The sequence below is a fragment of the Micromonospora sp. NPDC018662 genome, from assembly GCF_044391475.1.
Classification (GTDB): Bacteria; Actinomycetota; Actinomycetes; order Mycobacteriales; family Micromonosporaceae; genus Micromonospora.
Window position 1 is genome coordinate 149,922 of the sequence record NZ_JBISAC010000010.1, and the last position, 16,336, is coordinate 166,257.

The window sequence follows — 16,336 nt, forward strand, 5'->3', positions numbered from 1 at the left end:
CCCACAGGTCCATCAGTGTTGCGGAATGTTCTGTACCCCGATTCGGCGGCGGAACACCCAGTAGGTCCAACCTTGATAGGCGAGCACGATCGGGGTGAACACCACCGCCACCCACGTCATGATCTTCAGGGTGTACGGGGTGGACGCGGCGTTGGTGGCCGTGAGTGTGCCGGTCGGGTCGAGCGTGGACGGCAGCACGTTCGGGAACAGCGCCGCGAACAGGGTGGCGACGGCCAGCGCGATGGCCAGCGCGGTGCCGGTGAACGCCCAGCCCTCCCGGCGTACCCGGGCCGCGGCGAGGCCGCCGAGCAGGGCGAGCGCGGCGCCGACGGCGAGCACGACGGCGGCGGCGCTGGAGCGGATGGTCAGCGACCAGCCGAGGAACGCCACCGCCGCGACGGCGGTGCCGGCGCCGAGCCGGACGGCGAGCGCGCCGGCGCGTTCGCGGATGTCGCCGGTGGTCTTGAGCGCGAGGAACACCGCGCCGTGGGTGAGGAACAGCCCGAGCGTGGTCAGGCCGCCGAGCAGCGCGTACGGGTGCAGCAGGTCGAGCAGGCCGCCGACGTACTCGTGGTCGGCGTCCAGGGGCACGCCGCGGAAGATGTTGGCGAACGCGACGCCCCACAGCACGGCCGGGATCGCCGAGCCTGCGAAGATGGCCTGGTCCCAGCGGCGTTTCCAGGACGCCTCGGGGCGCTTGTGCCGGTATTCGAACGCGACGCCGCGGGCGATGAGGGCGAGCAGGATGAGCAGCAGCGGCAGGTAGAAGCCGGAGAACAGGGTGGCGTACCACTCGGGGAACGCGGCGAACATGGCGCCGCCGGCGGTGATCAGCCAGACCTCGTTGCCGTCCCAGACGGGGCCGATGGTGTTGATCAGGACGCGGCGTTGCCGGTCGTCGCGGCCGAGCACGGGTAGCAGCATGCCGACGCCGAAGTCGAAGCCTTCGAGGATGAAGTAGCCGGTGAACAGCACGGCCACGAGCAGAAACCAGACGGTCGTCAGTTCCACGGTGGGCTCCGGGTCAGTAGGCGAACGCGAGCGGGCGCTCGGCGTCGTCGGTGTCGTCGTCGACGGGTGGCGGGGTGACGTCGGGGACGCCGGCGCGGGCGTAGCGGACGAGCAGCTTGAACTCGATCACCGCGAGGGTGGCGTAGATGAGCGTGAAGGCGGTGAAGGAGGTGAGCACCTCGGTGAGGGAGACGCTGCGGGACACGCCGTTGCGGGTGAGCATCTCGCCGAAGACGATCCACGGCTGGCGGCCCATCTCGGTGAAGATCCAGCCGAAGGAGTTGGCCAGCAGCGGCAGTACCGGCATGACCAGGCCGGCGCGCAGCAGCCACCGGCTGGTGGGGGTGCGGCCCTTGCGCTGGCTCCAGAGCACCAGCAGCGCGATGGCGGCGGCGGCCAGGCCGAAGCCGATCATGAAGCGGAAGCTCCAGTAGGTGACCGGGATGATCGGGGCGTAGTTGCCGGGGCCGTACTGGCTGGCGTACTGGGCCTGGAGGTCGTTGATGCCCTGCACGGTGCCGTTCGGGTCGCCGGTGCCGAGGAACGACAGCAGGTAGGGGATCTTCAGGGCGAAGACCTCGCGGCTGCCGTCGAGGCTGCCGACGGTGAGTACGGAGAACGAGGCGGGGCTCTCGGTGGTGTAGAGGCCCTCGGCGGCGGCCATCTTCATCGGCTGCACCTCGGTCATGATCTTGCCTTGGATGTCGCCGGTGAGCACGACGAGAGCCGAGGAGACCAGGACCACCCAGGAGCCGAACCTGGTGGCGAAGCGGTAGGCGCCGGTGTCGGCGCTGCCGCGGTTGCGCATCACGTGCCACAGCCCGACGGTGACCACGAGGGACCCGGCGACCAGGAACGACCCGGCGAGGGTGTGCGGGAAGGTGACCAGTGCGACCTTGTTGGTGAGCACGGCGACGAAGTCGGTCAGTTCGGCGCGGCCGCTGTCGGGGTTGATGCGGAAGCCGACCGGGTTCTGCATGAACGAGTTCGCGGCGAGGATGAAGTAGGCCGACAGGTTGGTGCCGATCGCGGCGGCCCAGATCGCGGCCAGGTGCAGGCGTTTGGGCAGCCGGTCCCAGCCGAAGATCCACAGGCCGATGAACGTGGACTCCAGGAAGAACGCGACCAGGGCCTCGATGGCCAGTGGGGCGCCGAAGATGTCGCCGACGAAGCGGGAGTAGTCGCTCCAGTTCATGCCGAACTGGAACTCCTGCACGATGCCGGTGACCACGCCCATGGCGAAGTTGATGAGGAACAGCTTGCCGTAGAACTTGGTGAGCTTGAGGTACCGCTCGTTGCCGGTGCGGTGCCACATGGTCTGCAGGATGGCGACCAGCACGGACAGGCCGATGGTCAGCGGCACGAACAGGAAGTGGTAGACGGTGGTGACACCGAACTGCCAGCGGGCGACGTCCAACGCGTCCACCTGAGAACCCCCAGCCTTCTTACTACGAGACGTAGTAAATACTACTCGGCGTCGTAGAGAAAACGTGAGGGCCGTTCGGCCCGGATCCACCCGGGACCAATGACCCTGATCACCCCGGTCGGTGGGTCCGTGCGACCATCCAGCACTGATGGACACCTCCCCCTGGCGCGCGCCGCTGCTGTGGCGCGGCGCCCAGACGCTCGCCCGGGCCGCCGTCGCGCTGATCGGCCGTCTGGAGGTCACCGGCGACGTGCCGGACCTGCTGCGCCACGGCCCGCTGATCCTGGCGGCCAACCACATCAGCCCGTTCGACCCGGTGGTGCTCGCCGCGGCCTGCCGGGTCCGGCGCGTCGCCCCCCGGATCATGGCCACCGGCGGGCTGTTCCGGGCCCCGGTGCTGGGGCCGCTGATGCGCCGCGCCGGGCACATCCGCGTCGACCGTGGCACCACCGCCGTGCACCGCTCGCTGGAGATCGCCGCCGAGGCGGTGGCCGGCGGGTCGGTGGTGCTGGTCTACCCGGAGGGACGCATCGGACTGGCCCCCGGCATGTGGCCCGAACGGGGCAAGACCGGCGCCGCCCGGCTCGCGTTCGCCAGCGGCGCCGCCGTCGTCCCGGTCGCCCAGTGGGGCTCGCACGAGGTGCTGCCCTACCGGGCGCCGAAGGGGATGCTGCGCGGCCTGGCCCGTGCGCTCGCCCGCCGCCCGGTCATCCGGGTGCACTTCGGCAACCCGGTCCCCCTGGCCGACCTGTCGCCGGCCGCGCCCGGCGCGGCCCGCCGCGCCACCGACCGGATCATCGACGCGATCACCGACGACCTGGCCCCGCTGCGCCCGCACGAGCCCGACGTGCCCCGCCACGTCGACCCCGGCCGGCCGGTGGACCCGAGCCGCGCGCACCGCCGCCACCGAACCGGCTGAATCCGCCGCGCCACCCCGGCTTAGGGTGAGACCGTGGCACATGTGAGCGACGCACCCGTCGTGCTGATCACCGGCACGTCCACCGGCATCGGCCTGGAAACCGCAGTGGGCGCGGCCCGCGCCGGCTGGCGCACCGTCGCCACGCTGCGCGACCCCGACCGGGCCGGCCCGCTGCGCGCCGCCGCCGACGCCGCCGGGGTCGGCGACCTGCTGGAGGTACGCCGGCTCGACGTGGTCGACGAGTCCTCGGTGACCGCCTGCGTGGCCGACGTGGTGGCCCGCCACGGCCGGCTCGACGCGGTGGTCAACAACGCCGGCGCCGGCCACGTCGGCACGCTGGAACAGGAGACCGTCGACGACGTGCGCGCGGTGCTGGAGGTCAACTTCTTCGGCGTCCTGCACGTCACCCGCGCCGCGTTGCCGCACCTGCGCGCCGCGAACGGGCGGCTGATCACGGTGACCAGCGTCGGCGGCGTGGTCGGGCAGCCGTTCAACGAGGCGTACTGCGCGGCGAAGTTCGCCGTCGAGGGGTTCATGGAGTCCCTGGCGCCGGTGGCGGCCACCGTCGGGGTGAGCGTCTGCGTCGTCGAGCCCGGCGCGGTGGCCAGCGAGTTCGTCGCCAACGTCGGGCTCGACCGGGACACCGCCGTCGCCGCCGCCGGAGCGTACGGGCCGGCGCTGCGGGCGTACCTGCGGCGCAGCGCCGACGCGTTCGCCGCCGCGCAGTCGCCGGCCGAGGCGGCCGCGGCGGTGGTCGCGACGCTGACCGACCCGGAGCCCGCGCCCCGCGTGCAGACCTCCCCCGCCGCCCGCCAGTTCGTCGCCGTCAAACTGGCCGACACCGACGGCCTGGGGGTGACCGCGCTGACCGCCGGCTGGCTGCGGTAGCGGTCAGCCGGCGGCGCGCAGCCGGTCGTCGAGCGCGGCCAGGTCCGGGACGAACCACACCTGGTCGTGCCGGTTGGACTCGGCGACCAACGCGCGCAGCGCGCCGCTGGCGGCCAGGTGCGCGGAGATGTCGCCGACCACCACCAGGCGCAGCCGGTAGTTGACGAACTTCTGCATGACCTCCCCGGCGAAGCGGGTGCCCAGCGCGAAGAAGCGCGGGTCGAGGCGGGCGGCGGGCACCGCCACCACCGTGGCGCCGAGGAACGCCGCGCCGATCAGGTCCAGCGCGTCGGCCTCGGTGACGATGGGCGGGCCGGCCGGGTCGCAGACCAGCACCGTGACGCCGGCACGCTCGCGCAGCTCGTCAGCCACGGCCGGCCTCGCCGGCGAGCAGGCCGTTGTCGCCGTCGAGCACCGCGTCGAGCAGGCGCAGCAGGTCCGCGGTGGCGGCCAGGTCGCCCAGGACGATGATCTTCATGCGGTGACGCTCCTCGTCGTGGACGGTCTGCACGCGCAGCGGACGGTCCGGGTCGGGGTGGGTGTTGACGCCGGCCAGCACCAGGGTGGCGAGCCGGTCGGCGGCGGCCCGGTCGACGCCGTCGAGCGCCACGATGCTCGACACCTCCGCCGCCGGGCCGGCCGGCGGTGGCGGCCGGCCGGTCAGCGCGTCGAGGTCGGCGCGGGCGATCCGGTACTGCTTGCCGATCCGCGTCGCGGGCAGCCGGCCGGCGCGGATGTAGCCGCGCACCGTGCGCACGTGCAGCCCGAGCAGCGCCGCGACCTGCTCCACCGAGTACATGTCGTTACCCATCGCACCGTATGGTAGCGCTTATAGGTAACGATAGGGAATTTCATCGGCCGGACACCCGCTGGCCGTCTCGGGCCGGCATACTGCCGGCGTGCAGCCCCGACACGGCTACCTCGACGCGCCCGCGCCGCTGGCCTTCGCCCACCGCGGCGGCGCGGCCGACGGCGACGAGAACACCGCCGCCGCGTTCGCCCGCGCGGTCGCCCTGGGCTACCGGTACGTGGAGACCGACGTGCACGCCACCGCCGACGGCGTGCCGGTGGTCTTCCACGACCCGACGCTGCGCCGGGTCACCGGCGAGGCGGGGCGCATCGCCGACCTGCGCTACGCCGACCTCGCCTCGGTACGCGTCGGCGGCGCCGCCCTGGTGCCCCGCCTCGACGACGTCCTCGGCGCCTGGCCGGAGGTCCGGTTCAACGTCGACGTCAAGGCCGACGGCGGGGTCGCGCCGACCGTCGCCGCGATCGGCCGGGCCGGCGCCGGCGACCGGGTGCTGCTCGCCTCGTTCAGCGACGCCCGGCTGGCCCGGTTGCGCGCCCTGGCCGGCCCGGCCGTCGCCACCAGCCTGGGCATGCGCGGCGTGGCCCGGCTGCGGATGGCCTCGCTGCACGGCCGGCCGCTGCGACTGCCGCCGTCGGTGGCCGCCGCCCAGGTCCCGGTCTCCTATGGGGGAATCCCGGTGGTCGACCGCCGGTTCCTCGCCTACTGCCACCGGATCGGCCTGCAGGTGCACGTCTGGACGATCGACGAACCCGCCCGGATGCACCAGTTACTTGATCTTGGAGTGGATGGCATCATGACCGATCACGTCGGCGTGCTCCGCGACGTCTACCACAGCCGCGGCCACTGGGCCGCCTGAGCCCCCCGAGGACCGCCCCGATGGCCGAAACGGTCACCCCCGCCGTCGCCGAGCCCACACCCCCGGGCAGCACCCGCCGCGAACGCACCGGCTGGTACCTCTACGACTGGGCCAACTCCGCCTTCCAGACCACCGTCATCACGGTCTTCCTCGGGCCGTTCCTCACCACCGTCACCGAACTGGCCGCCGGCTGCGAGCTGGGCGCCGACCGCTGCGACGGCGTGGTGCACCCGCTCGGCATCCGCGTCGCCGCCGGCTCCTACTACCCGTACCTGATCTCGCTGTCGGTCTTCCTCACCGTGTTCGTGCTGCCCGTGGTCGGCGCGATCGCCGACCGGTCCGCGCACAAGAAGCGGCTGCTGGCCGCCGCCGCGTTCACCGGCGCCGGCGCGACCATCGCGTTCGCGTTCGTCACCGGCGAGCGGTACCTGCTCGGCGGCGTGCTGTTCCTGATCGCGAACATCTCCTTCGGCGCCGCCGTGGTGGTCTACAACTCGTTCCTGCCGCAGCTCGGCGGCCCGGACGACCGCGACGCCATCTCCAGCCGCGGCTGGGCCATCGGCTACCTCGGCGGCGGGCTGCTGCTCGCGCTCAACCTGGTCGCGGTCACCGCGCTCAGCGAGGAGGGCAACGCCCAGCGCACCCTCGACCTGGCCCGCTGGTCGATCGTCTCGGCCGGCGTGTGGTGGGCCGCGTTCACTTTGCTGCCGCTGCGCTGGCTGCGCGAGCGCCCCACCGCCGCCGCCCGCCTCGGCGGCGGCAACGTGCTCACCGACGGGTTCCGGCAGCTCGGCCACACGCTGCGCGAGGTCAAGGCGTACCCGCTGACGCTGTTCTTCCTGCTCGCCTTCCTGGTCTTCAACGACGGCATCCAGACCGTCATCACGCTCGCCAGCCAGTACGGCACCGAGGAACTGCGGCTGGAACAGGGCACGCTGATCGTGACCATCCTGCTGGTGCAGTTCCTCGCGTTCGGCGGCGCGCTCGCCCTCGGCGCGCTCGCCAAGCGCATCGGCGCCTGGAAGACGGTGCTGCTGTCGCTGGTGCTCTGGACCGGCGTGATCATCGCCGCGTTCCGGCTGCCCGCCGAGGCCCCGGTGCCCTTCATGATCCTCGGCGGCTGCATCGGGCTGGTGCTCGGCGGCAGCCAGGCCCTGAGCCGCTCGCTGTTCAGCCAGCTCATCCCCGCCGGCAAGGAGGGCGAGTACTACGGCTTCTACGAGATCAGCGACAAGGGCACCAGCTGGCTCGGCCCGCTCGCGTTCGGCCTGGTGTTCCAGCTCACCTCGTCGTACCGGGTGGGGCTGGTGTCGCTGCTGATCTTCTTCGTGGTCGGCTTCGCGCTGCTGGCCGCCGTGCCGATGCGCCGGGCCATCATCGCCGCCGGCAACACCCCGCCCCGGGTGCTCTGAGACCCGGCGCGTCCGGGCCGTGGATCATCGCGGCCCGGATGCGCCGGCGTCGATCGGCTAGGCTGCCCCGACGTGACCGACGACGCCACTGCCGCCCCGACCTGCCTGGCCCGCCCCCTGCCGGGGCCCGGCGACGACCGTGCCGGCGGCTGCGCCGCCGCCCGGGGCGTCGACGGCCGGCCGCTGCACGCCGCCGCGCTGAAGTTCTTCTGGGGGCCGATGGACTGCGGCAAGTCCACCATGGCGTTGCAGATGAACTACAACCACGCCCGCCAGGGCCGCCGCGGCCTGGTCACCACCCGCATCGACCGCTCGCTGGGCCCGCAGGTCACCACCCGCATCGGCCTGGCCCACGAGGCCATCGAGGTCACCGACGGCCTCGACCTGCGCGACCTGGTCCGCTCCGCGTGGGCCGAGGGGGTACGCGTCGACTACCTGATCTGCGACGAGGCGTCCTTCTACGACCTGGAACACGTCGAGCAGATGGCCGAACTGGTCGACAAGTTCGACGTCGACGTCTACGCCTTCGGCCTGGCCACCGACTTCCGCTCCTGCCTGTTCCCGGCCGCGCAGCGGCTGTTCGAGCTGGCCGACGAGGTGGCCCGCATCCAGGTCGAGGTGCTGTGCTGGTGCGGCCGGGAAGGGCTGCTCAACGCCCGGGTGGTGAGCGGCCGGGTCGTCCGCGAGGGCGCGCAGGTGGTCATCGGCGACACCGTGGACACCGCCGACGTGCGCTACCAGGTGCTGTGCCGGCGGCACTACCGCTCCGGCGACCTCGGCCCGCGCGCCTGAGGTCGGCCCGCCCGTAGCTTCCAGACCAAAAACAACGCTAAGCAGTTGATCTAGGTCTGTACCTGGGGTGCTGCTTCAGGGGCGCGGGCTTCGGGCAGTCGTGCAAGCGTTTGACGTGTTCCCGGTAAGTGGGATTCGGGGTCGGCCGTCGCCATCCGGGGGCGGGTGAACAGGGTGTCGTACTGGTCGACCGCCGGCGGCCCGGGCCGGGAGTCCGGCGGCAGCCGGGCGAGGACGTCGTCGAGGCTGCCGCAGCCGCGCTTGGTGGCTTGCAGTTCGGGCAGCGCGGTATAGAGGGTGCTGCGGGAGACCCCGAGGAGCTTGGCGATCGAGGTCATCGTGCGGTCGGGCTCGCCGAGCAGTTGCAGCGCGTACGCGACTTTCTCGGGTGTCATGGCCGGGGGGCGGCCGAGGCGTTGGCCAGCGGCGCGGGCGGCGGCCAAGCCCTCGTTGGTGTTGGCCACGATGATGGTGCGGATGAACTCGGCCAGGGCGGCGAAGACGTGGAAGACGAACATGCCACCGGGGGTGGTGGTGTCGAGCTTCTCGTGCAGGGACTGGAAGCCGACGCCCAGGCGCTTGAGCCGGCCAACGATCGTGATCAGGTCTTCCAGGGAGCGGCCGAGCCGGTCGAGGGAGACGACGGTGAGCGCGTCGCCGGGCCGGATGTACTCGAACACCTTGGTCAGCTCGGGCCGGTCGGTGTTCTTGCCGCTGGCCTTGTCGAAGAAGCACTTTGCGCAGCCGGCCGCCGCCAGAGCGGCTTGCTGGCGGGCGAGGTTCTGCTCGCGGGTGGAGACGCGGCCGTAGCCGACGAGTACGCCGGCGAGCGGGGTCGGCAGGAGCAGATCGCTGTCGGCGGGCACGGGGGTGACGGTCATGCCGTCATGATGTCCAACAAAACCCTTGTCGCGTTGTTGGACACGCCGAATTTTCGGACGGGTTTCTCGGACGGGTGTGACCGACCGGAGCGGCAGTTTCTGATCTTGTCTGGGAAACGATCGATTTTCGGACAGCATCGCGCCCCGGAACCCGCGTCCTATTCACATTCGTCGCCGCGAACCCGTCACCACCGACAGCACCCGATCGATGGACAAGGCAAGGGGTCGCGCGTCGACGGGCATGTGCCACCTCTGCCGCACCGCACCGTCGACGACGCGCAGCACGGCCGGCACCCGGGGGTGGTGCCGGCAACACGCTGTTTTCGGCCCTGGCGCTTCTTCGCGTTGGCTATTCGCTACGGGCTGCGGCCGGGCCATTAACCACGCACGACCGAAGCCACCGGCTCATCCACGGGGGGCCGCCGCGTTGGGGTGAGCGCCAGCTACTGGTCGTATTCGGCTCGTGCCGCGCGTAGCGCCAGGGCGCGGCGGCGAGTGGGGCTGACGAAGGTCGTCAGACCGGTGAGCAAGATTGCGATGGCAACGGCCCAGGATGTCGGTTCGGTGTCGTTGCGGGCTGGCCAGTCCAACGGCGGCATGTTCGTACCGGCGCCGGCGGCGACCAGTCCGGTGGTGACCAGCATGGTCGGGAGCGCCCAACCCATCGTGGGCCGGAAGGCCGCGGCGCCGATCAGAGAGTAGCCGAGCAGGCCCAGATAGTTTCGAACGGCGCCAAGCTCGGTAAGAGTTCCGGTGAGCGGCTGAGCTGCCCAGGCGACCAGCCCGATCCCGCCCGCCGCGACAGCCGCGAGGTTGAGCATGTCGATCAAGGTCACGCGGCGAGCGGCGAGATACTCCTGAACGGGCAACGCCGGCCATGCGGCGACGACGGTCAGGTAAGCGGTGATCGCGGGTAGAACGGCAGCCCACGGCAGCGGGATGGGCTCGCTCGCGCCGACGAGCAGTCTTTGTCCCCCTAGCTGACGAGACGCCACGGCGACCGCGATGAGGGCCAGCAGCAGCGACGCGGCCCGGCGTGACTTCGCCAGCAGGTAAAGACCGGTCACGGAACCGACTGCGGGGACAGCGCGCAGCTGCGGACAGCAGCGGCGTGCACGGTGAGCCACCGCTGCTGGTCCTTGAGCCCCATCGCGAGGAAGCGAGACTTCACCTGCCGCTGCTCAAGGCTGCGGGGCACGAACAGCCGTTCGTCGCCAACCACCCAGGCAACAAGCAGTTGCGCCATCGCATGGGCGTCGGTGTCGCGAACTGGTCCCCGCCCGCAGGCCCGGACGCCGAGAGCTGCGATAGCGATGTCAAGCCCCGCGCGGTCGTAGTCGTCCGCGGCGGGCGCGTCGAGGGCATACGCGATCGCCCCCGCTGTGGGCCGACTCCCCACGCCCCTGGGCCGCTGCTCCACCCGAGCGATGGCGAACGGCGTCGAGGCCAGGCGGTCGCTGATCGCCGCCGCACGCTGGCTGATCGCCGTCAGGCTGTTGGCGTAGGCGGGGTGAATGCAGACCTGCGGAGTGGTGCCCTCACAGGACCACACGATGTGGCGATTCAAATCGACATACCGCCCGCCCTCGTTCACCACCACGGCGGCGCCTGCGGCGAGCAGCGCGAGGGACGCTCCGGCCGCCGGCATCATCAGTCGTGCTGACGAACGCACCTTCACCGCAACCAGCGCCAACGTCGCCAGTCCGAGACCGGCGAACCACAACACCTGACCCCGCATGGTTTGCACGTGCGGCGCGTTGAACGGAAAGATTTTGGCGACGGTGACCGGGAACAGCGCGTGCCACCAACTGCCGTTCTGCCCCAGGTTCCATGTCGTGGCCAGGTAGGTGACCACAGCGGCAGCGAACGGCGTTAGACGGCCGGGCGCCAGCACGCCCACGCCGTAACCGATCGCCACCACGGCGGCGAGCCCGGCGCCGGCGGCGATCAGCCACCACCACAGCGGCCCGCCCCACGTCGCAGTCACCGCCGTTGGCAGCAACGTCGCCGCCACCACCGTCACGTAGGCGGCGATCGCGCAGACCACCAACACCCCAACCTCCACCAGCGGGGCCTGCGCCGGCTCGCGGCCCGCGAGCAGCCACGCCTGTCGCACGCCTCGGCGCTGGGAGCGGGCACCCGCCCAGGCTGCTAGACCCACCGCGAGTGGCGCCATCAACATCGGCGCGCTCGTCGCCGCGCCCGTGGCATACGACCAGATGGTGTCCGTGCGCAGTTCAGCGCGGGCAGCGAAGACGCCGATCACCACCAGCACCGGCAAACTCCACAAGCCCGGGCCACGCCGCAGCTCGATCCGCAGAGCGGTCACGCCGACACCGCCGGCTGCCGCAGCGTGGCGAGATAACCCCGCTCAAGATCGCTGTCACCGTCGATGTCCGGACCGGCGAGCGCCTCCAGGCCGGCGACCGTGCCGGTGAACGCCACCGCGCCATCGTGCAGCACGACCAGGGTGTCGGCGATGTGCCGGGCGTCCTCCACGACGTGCGTGCTGATCAGCACGGTCGTTGAGCCGGCGAGCGTCTGCACGACGCGGCGCAGCTCAATGCGCTGCTGCGGGTCGAGGCCAGCCGCGGGTTCGTCAAGGATGAGCAACGCCGGTTCGTGCACGATCGCCTGGGCGATGCCCGCACGCCGCAGCAGACCTCCCGACAAGCTGCTCATCCGTGACCTGGCCCGGCCGGACAAGTGCATCACCTGCAGCGCCCGATTCACCTTCGTCGTGATCTCCCGCTCCGGCACACCCTTGAGCCACGCGGCGTAGGCCACGGAGTCACGCACGCTGTGTCCGGGATAATGCGAGACCATCTGGGGGAGGAATCCGATCCGCGCCGCGACGGCCCGCAGGCCGCCACGACGCAGAACGTCTCGGCCGAGCACCTGTAGATCACCGGCATCAGGCCGCTTGAGACCCACGATGGTGTGCAGCAGTGTCGTCTTCCCGGCGCCGTTCGGTCCCAACAGCACCGTCACGCCGGGCGAAACGACGATGTCGAGATCACGAAAAACGGTCCGTTTCCCGTACCGCTGCGCCAGTCCGTGCCCAATGATCGGCTCGGTCATCGTGGGTCCCCCGAAAGCGTCCAATCAACAGGTGTTCACGTCCAGATGATCGCTGTCCTTGTAGGTCGGGCTCGACGTGAAGAACGTCCGGCCGTAGTAGGTGGCGTTGGCGCCGCCGTCGCAGCTGCTGGTCTCAGCGTAGTAGCTCATGCCCGTGTGCCGGTCGTCGTAGCTGGACAACACCGGGTCGGGTCGTCCGGACAGATCCTTCTTGATCTCCACCCGGAAGGTCCGGGTCTCCGACGCGCTGCACGAACCGCTGCCGTACGCGGTCATGTAGCCGGGGCTCTCTTCGTAGATGTCGGGCTTGACGTGTGAGCAGCCCGGCGGTTCCGCCCATGCCGGACCCGCCACCGCGATGGTGGACAGTCCGAGGGCGACCGCCATGACGGCTGCGGCCGATCGCTTCATGCGATCCTCCGTTCGTCGTCGACGGGTGGCACATGCGCATGGCCGCGATATGACTAGTCGAAGTCACCCAAGCACCCTCAGTTGCACAGGTCACTGCGACCAGCAACTGCTTCCTGATATTTGCAGAACTCAGAAGTCGCCACTGTCCCGAGATGCCCGAGAATATGCGGCCGAAGGGGTTCATCTATTCATGGGGGCATCACGCGGCTGGGCGCAACTCCGGAAGCCGCAACGGCCGGTAGCCGTCGGTGTCGAGCTGGGCGAGTTCGCCGTCGATGTCGACGGAATGGGTGCCGTAGAAGTGGACGTTCTCGTGGTGGGTCGGCCAGATGTGCGCCAGGACCTCGTCGTCGACCTGGCGGCTGTCGCGGCGGAGTGCGCCGACAGCGAGGCCGTGGTACTCGGTGGACCAGCAGACGATCGCGTTGGTGGCCAGGGTGAGACACCACATCTGCTCGGTCTGCTGCTCGTGGTGGCGGCGGCGCAACGCGCCCTCGCCGGCGTAGGCGAGGGAGCGGCGCAGGGCGTGCAGGTTCTCGCCCTTGTTGAGCTGCCGGGCGATCCGGCGCCGGTAGGTCTCGTCGGCCAGGTACCGGGCGGCGTAGACGGTGCGGCGCAGCGCCCCGTACTCCTTGATCGCGCTGGTCAGCGCGTTCTGCTGCCGTTTCGAGGAGCACAGCTTCCCGACGACCGGCGCGGCGGTGGCATGCCCGCCCTGCACGCTCGCGGCGACGCGCAGCAGGTCGTCCCAGGTGCTCGTGATCAGGTCGGTGTTCAGCCGCCGGGTCAGCAGGCCGCCCGCACGTGGGTAGCGGGCGAGGAAGTCGGCGTTCGGGCCGGTCCGGTAGAGGGTGATCTTCCCGAGGTCACGGATGCGTGGCGAGAGCTGCTTGCCGACCAGGTCGAACAGGGCGAAGTTGGCCAGGGTCGCGCCGTGGGTGTCGGTGGCGTGCTCGAACACGGCCAAGTCGGTGGCGTTGCCCAGCAGCCGTCGAGCACGTAGTGCGACTCCGGCGCGGTCGCCACGATGACCTTCGTGTCGAACGTCGAGTGCTGGTCGGAGACGTGGGTGTAGGTGGACACGCCCTGCCCCCGGGCGAAGTACCGCGACAGGTGCCGCGCGGTGATGCTCTTGCCCTTGACCGGGAACCGCTGCCCGTCCGACGACGACAGGGTGCCCGACCCGAACGCCTGGGTCAGCGGGAGCCGGTGGTGGTAGTTGACCACCGCGGCGTTGGCCGCCTCCAGCGTCTCGGGGCGGAAGTACCACTCGGCGGTCCACGCGAGGACGTCGTAGGGCACGCCGCAGGACTCGGCCATCGCCGACAGGCCCATGTTCGTCGCCTCGGCGATGATCACGTACAGCAGGTTGCGTTTCAGCTCCGCCGGCCGGCTCACCTTCCCGCCGGCGTGCACCAGATGGTCGGTGAACCCGGTCCGGGCGTCGACCTCCACCAGCACCGACGCGATCGGCACCCTCGGCAGCATCCCGGCCAGCTCCGCGCGCAGCGCGTCAGCCTCGGCCGGCACGTCCTCCGCGGTCAGCGGCGGGATGATCAGCTCCCCGTCGTCGGTGAGCCGGACCTCACCCGGATTGCCCTTCGCCAACTGCGTCTCCAGATCGGCCAGGGCGGTGTGCAGCTCGTCGTCGGCCTGCGCGAGCGCGTCAGCGGCCTCGACCGGCTTGTCGACCAGGTGGCAGAACTCCACCTTCTGCGGGGCCCATGCCTCGGGCGTGAGCAGGAACGACGCCGGATCGGCGTACCGCCGCGACCCGGGCACGAACACGTCACCCGAGCGCAGCCCGTCGCGCAGCCCGACGAGCAGGGCGATCTCCCAGTACCGGCGGTACGCGGTGACGTCACCGGCCTGCTCCGTCGCCACGAGGTAGCCGGCCCACTTCGTCGGCACGAACCCGACCGGCGCACCCGCCGGGACCTTCCGAGCGCCGGTGGCGTACAACTCGCTCAGCACGCTCACCGCCTGAAGCAACTGCTCGGTGCCCGGCCCGCCGGCGAACTGGACCGCCGCCAGCACCGCCGGGGCGAACTGGCGCAGGTACGACATCGACGCGTCCAACATGCTGAGCTGCCCGTGATCGCGCGGCAGCCGCTCGCGACGTTCCGCCCACGCCGCGCGCATCCGGTCCATACCGATCCGGCCGCGCAGCAGCGTGCCGATCTGCTCGTCGCCGATCGCGGTGTCGAGCACGATGGTCAGGATCTCGTCCAGCAGCGCCTGCCGGTTCTCCCCGCCCTTCGCCCGCTCCGCGAGGGCCTCGGCGACCTTCTGTTTCGCCGCCGCCTCCCGGCCGCTGATCGCCTGGTCGAACAGCAGCAGCGTCTCGTCCAGCACGTCGACCGCCGACTGCGCCAACAGCGTGAGTAGGATCGGGTACCGGCGCTCCGGCTCGCGCCGCTGCAAGGCCTGCCCGGTCAACCGCCGCCCGACCCCGGCCAGGAACCGGCGCCGCTCCGCCGGCAGCATCGACAAATCCAGCGTGTGCGCGTCCAACCGGCGCAGGTAGGTCAGCTTCTCCAGCTCCGCCTTTACGGCGGCCGGGCTCGACGACGTCGGCCCCACACCCAGCCATGCCAGCGGCGTCCGGCCCAGGTAGGCGTCCGGGACCAGCAACAGGTCCAGCTCCGCGCACCGCCGATCGGTGAGCAGGTGCCGTACCCGCGACCACGTCTCACCCCGAGCGCGGGCCCGGGCCGCAGCCACCCGCCGTAGCAGCAGGATCACCCCCGGCCGGATCACCCGCGACGACAGCAGGTACTCGCAGGCCAGCCGGAACAGCAGCTTCGGCGAGTCGTGCTCCATCGCCCGAGCGAACAGAAACTCGTCCAGGTCTTTCCACTCGGCGGTGTTCATCGACCGCCAGCCGGCGTACCCGGCCACCTCCCGCAGATGCCCCGTCCGGGTCTGCTCCCGCTCGCCGTACCCGCGCAGCTCACCGAGGGCAATCCCGAGCCGCTGCGACAACCGACCCACCGCGGCATCCGGCACCGACGCGACCTCGTCGGGCACGAACCCGAGCCACGGCAGCGTGCAGAGCTGGACCGCCACGCCCAGCACGTTGCGGCCCGTACGGAACTGGCGCACGAACGCCTCGTCCGCACCGGTCAACGTGAAGTACCGGATCAGCTCCGCCCGGTTGATCTCCGGGAACCCCCGAAGCCGCGCCAGCTCCTCCGCCGAGAACACGTCCTGAGTCGCCACGAACCCACCGCCTGAGCATCGACCGTCACCGAACGGGACGGGACGCTACGGCCCAGATCAGAGCTCGATCAACCCTCAGTCCTTAGCGTTGTTTTTGGTCCGGAAACTACGGACGGGCCAGGTCAGAACGGGTCCCCGCAGACCCGCCAGCCGCCGTCCTCCGGCACCACCGGCACCTCCCGCTGCTCGCTGCCGCCGCCGTCGCGGTTCAACCGCACCACCACCGTGCCGCGCGGCCGCCCCGCCCGCGTCGACACCGACACGTCGACGATCTCGTAGCCGCTGACCACCGGCGGGGTCCGCACCCAACTGCCGAACCCGGCCTGACTCCACCGGCTGCGCGCCTCGGCGCACAACCGCTCGTACGCCCCGTCGGTGTCGCCGGCGGCGACGTCCCGGAAAAACCCGTCCGCGGTCTCCCGCACCGGCCCGCCGGCCTGCAGCACCACCTGCGCGTTCCACACCGCCAGGCCGGCCACGCCGATCAGGCAGGTGCCCAGTCCCAGGCCGGCGACCAGCACACCGGCGCGCGCCGGCCGGCGACGCCGGGCCGGTCGGTGCCACACCTGCTCCCCGCCCATCACCACCGACGGTAGGCAACCAGCGACCGGCCCGCAGCCGGTTGT

Annotated in this window: 15 protein-coding genes and 1 pseudogene; 5 read left to right on the top strand and 11 right to left on the bottom strand. The window is 71.1% G+C overall.

Annotation, left to right across the window (positions count from 1 at the left end; all coding sequences use genetic code 11):
- Positions 1-12: 12 nt before the first annotated feature.
- A complete protein-coding gene (cydB, locus tag ACH495_RS25435; RefSeq protein ID WP_396860209.1) occupies positions 13-1,011 on the bottom strand; it encodes a cytochrome d ubiquinol oxidase subunit II in 999 nt (332 codons plus the stop codon).
- Positions 1,012-1,024: 13 nt separating this feature from the next.
- Positions 1,025-2,437 (bottom strand): cytochrome ubiquinol oxidase subunit I, encoded by a 1,413-nt coding sequence (locus ACH495_RS25440; RefSeq protein WP_396860210.1) that lies wholly within the window; start codon positions 2,435-2,437, stop codon positions 1,025-1,027.
- A gap of 148 nt (positions 2,438-2,585) precedes the next feature.
- On the opposite strand from ACH495_RS25440, the gene ACH495_RS25445 reads away from it, so the two are divergent.
- Positions 2,586-3,356: a lysophospholipid acyltransferase family protein gene (locus tag ACH495_RS25445; RefSeq protein WP_396860211.1), complete on the top strand. Its 771-nt coding sequence runs from the start codon at positions 2,586-2,588 to the stop codon at positions 3,354-3,356.
- Positions 3,357-3,398: 42 nt separating this feature from the next.
- The gene (locus ACH495_RS25450) at positions 3,399-4,244 is read left to right on the top strand and encodes an SDR family NAD(P)-dependent oxidoreductase (protein WP_396860212.1); all 846 of its coding nucleotides are present in this window, start codon (positions 3,399-3,401) and stop codon (positions 4,242-4,244) included.
- A gap of 3 nt (positions 4,245-4,247) precedes the next feature.
- Here the strand turns inward: ACH495_RS25450 and ACH495_RS25455 are convergent, their stop codons facing one another.
- Together ACH495_RS25455 and ACH495_RS25460 are read right to left on the bottom strand one after the other, a co-directional pair.
- Positions 4,248-4,616: a DUF4180 domain-containing protein gene (locus tag ACH495_RS25455; RefSeq protein WP_396860213.1), complete on the bottom strand. Its 369-nt coding sequence runs from the start codon at positions 4,614-4,616 to the stop codon at positions 4,248-4,250.
- Positions 4,609-5,055, bottom strand: coding sequence for a helix-turn-helix domain-containing protein (locus ACH495_RS25460; protein ID WP_396860214.1), 447 nt, complete (start codon positions 5,053-5,055; stop codon positions 4,609-4,611). The genes ACH495_RS25455 and ACH495_RS25460 overlap by 8 nt, the downstream gene beginning before the upstream one ends.
- A gap of 88 nt (positions 5,056-5,143) precedes the next feature.
- Here ACH495_RS25460 and ACH495_RS25465 point away from each other — a divergent pair, with 88 nt between their 5' ends.
- The 3 genes from ACH495_RS25465 (at position 5,144) to ACH495_RS25475 (ending at position 8,115) form a co-directional block, all read left to right on the top strand.
- Positions 5,144-5,911 carry a glycerophosphodiester phosphodiesterase family protein gene (locus tag ACH495_RS25465; RefSeq protein ID WP_396860215.1) on the top strand — a complete coding sequence of 256 codons (768 nt, stop codon included), beginning with the start codon at positions 5,144-5,146 and terminating at the stop codon, positions 5,909-5,911.
- Between the two features lie 20 nt (positions 5,912-5,931).
- Positions 5,932-7,323, top strand: a complete 1,392-nt coding sequence (locus ACH495_RS25470) for an MFS transporter (protein WP_396860216.1) — start codon at positions 5,932-5,934, stop codon at positions 7,321-7,323.
- A gap of 72 nt (positions 7,324-7,395) precedes the next feature.
- Positions 7,396-8,115, top strand: a complete 720-nt coding sequence (locus tag ACH495_RS25475) for a thymidine kinase (RefSeq protein WP_396860217.1) — start codon at positions 7,396-7,398, stop codon at positions 8,113-8,115.
- Positions 8,116-8,165: 50 nt separating this feature from the next.
- Here the strand turns inward: ACH495_RS25475 and ACH495_RS25480 are convergent, their stop codons facing one another.
- The 7 genes and pseudogenes from ACH495_RS25480 to ACH495_RS25510 form a co-directional block, all read right to left on the bottom strand.
- Complete coding sequence (locus ACH495_RS25480) at positions 8,166-8,996, bottom strand: recombinase family protein (RefSeq protein ID WP_396860218.1); 831 nt, start codon at positions 8,994-8,996, stop codon at positions 8,166-8,168.
- 443 nt (positions 8,997-9,439) lie between these two features.
- Positions 9,440-10,063, bottom strand: a complete 624-nt coding sequence (locus tag ACH495_RS25485) for a hypothetical protein (protein ID WP_396860219.1) — start codon at positions 10,061-10,063, stop codon at positions 9,440-9,442.
- Positions 10,060-11,325: a hypothetical protein gene (locus tag ACH495_RS25490; RefSeq protein WP_396860220.1), complete on the bottom strand. Its 1,266-nt coding sequence runs from the start codon at positions 11,323-11,325 to the stop codon at positions 10,060-10,062. Before ACH495_RS25490 ends, ACH495_RS25485 begins: the two co-directional genes overlap by 4 nt.
- A complete protein-coding gene (locus ACH495_RS25495) occupies positions 11,322-12,077 on the bottom strand; it encodes an ATP-binding cassette domain-containing protein (RefSeq protein WP_396860221.1) in 756 nt (251 codons plus the stop codon). Before ACH495_RS25495 ends, ACH495_RS25490 begins: the two co-directional genes overlap by 4 nt.
- Positions 12,078-12,101: 24 nt before the next feature.
- On the bottom strand, positions 12,102-12,488 hold the full coding sequence (locus ACH495_RS25500; RefSeq protein WP_396860222.1) for a hypothetical protein: 387 nt from the start codon (positions 12,486-12,488) through the stop codon (positions 12,102-12,104).
- Between the two features lie 199 nt (positions 12,489-12,687).
- Positions 12,688-15,710: pseudogene (locus ACH495_RS25505) on the bottom strand (Tn3 family transposase).
- A 122-nt stretch (positions 15,711-15,832) separates the two neighbouring features.
- Positions 15,833-16,291: a hypothetical protein gene (locus ACH495_RS25510; protein ID WP_396860223.1), complete on the bottom strand. Its 459-nt coding sequence runs from the start codon at positions 16,289-16,291 to the stop codon at positions 15,833-15,835.
- Between the last annotated feature and the right edge of the window lie 45 nt (positions 16,292-16,336).

Excerpts from the sequence above, each read along its gene's own strand:
- ACH495_RS25460 (WP_396860214.1), bottom strand. The coding sequence starts at position 5,055 with ATGGGTAACGACATGTACTCGGTGGAGCAGGTCGCGGCGCTGCTCGGG.
- ACH495_RS25495 (WP_396860221.1), bottom strand. The coding sequence starts at position 12,077 with ATGACCGAGCCGATCATTGGGCACGGACTGGCGCAGCGGTACGGGAAA.
- ACH495_RS25500 (WP_396860222.1), bottom strand. The coding sequence starts at position 12,488 with ATGAAGCGATCGGCCGCAGCCGTCATGGCGGTCGCCCTCGGACTGTCC.
- ACH495_RS25470 (WP_396860216.1), top strand. The coding sequence starts at position 5,932 with ATGGCCGAAACGGTCACCCCCGCCGTCGCCGAGCCCACACCCCCGGGC.
- ACH495_RS25510 (WP_396860223.1), bottom strand. The coding sequence starts at position 16,291 with ATGGGCGGGGAGCAGGTGTGGCACCGACCGGCCCGGCGTCGCCGGCCG.
- ACH495_RS25480 (WP_396860218.1), bottom strand. The coding sequence starts at position 8,996 with ATGACCGTCACCCCCGTGCCCGCCGACAGCGATCTGCTCCTGCCGACC.
- ACH495_RS25445 (WP_396860211.1), top strand. The coding sequence starts at position 2,586 with ATGGACACCTCCCCCTGGCGCGCGCCGCTGCTGTGGCGCGGCGCCCAG.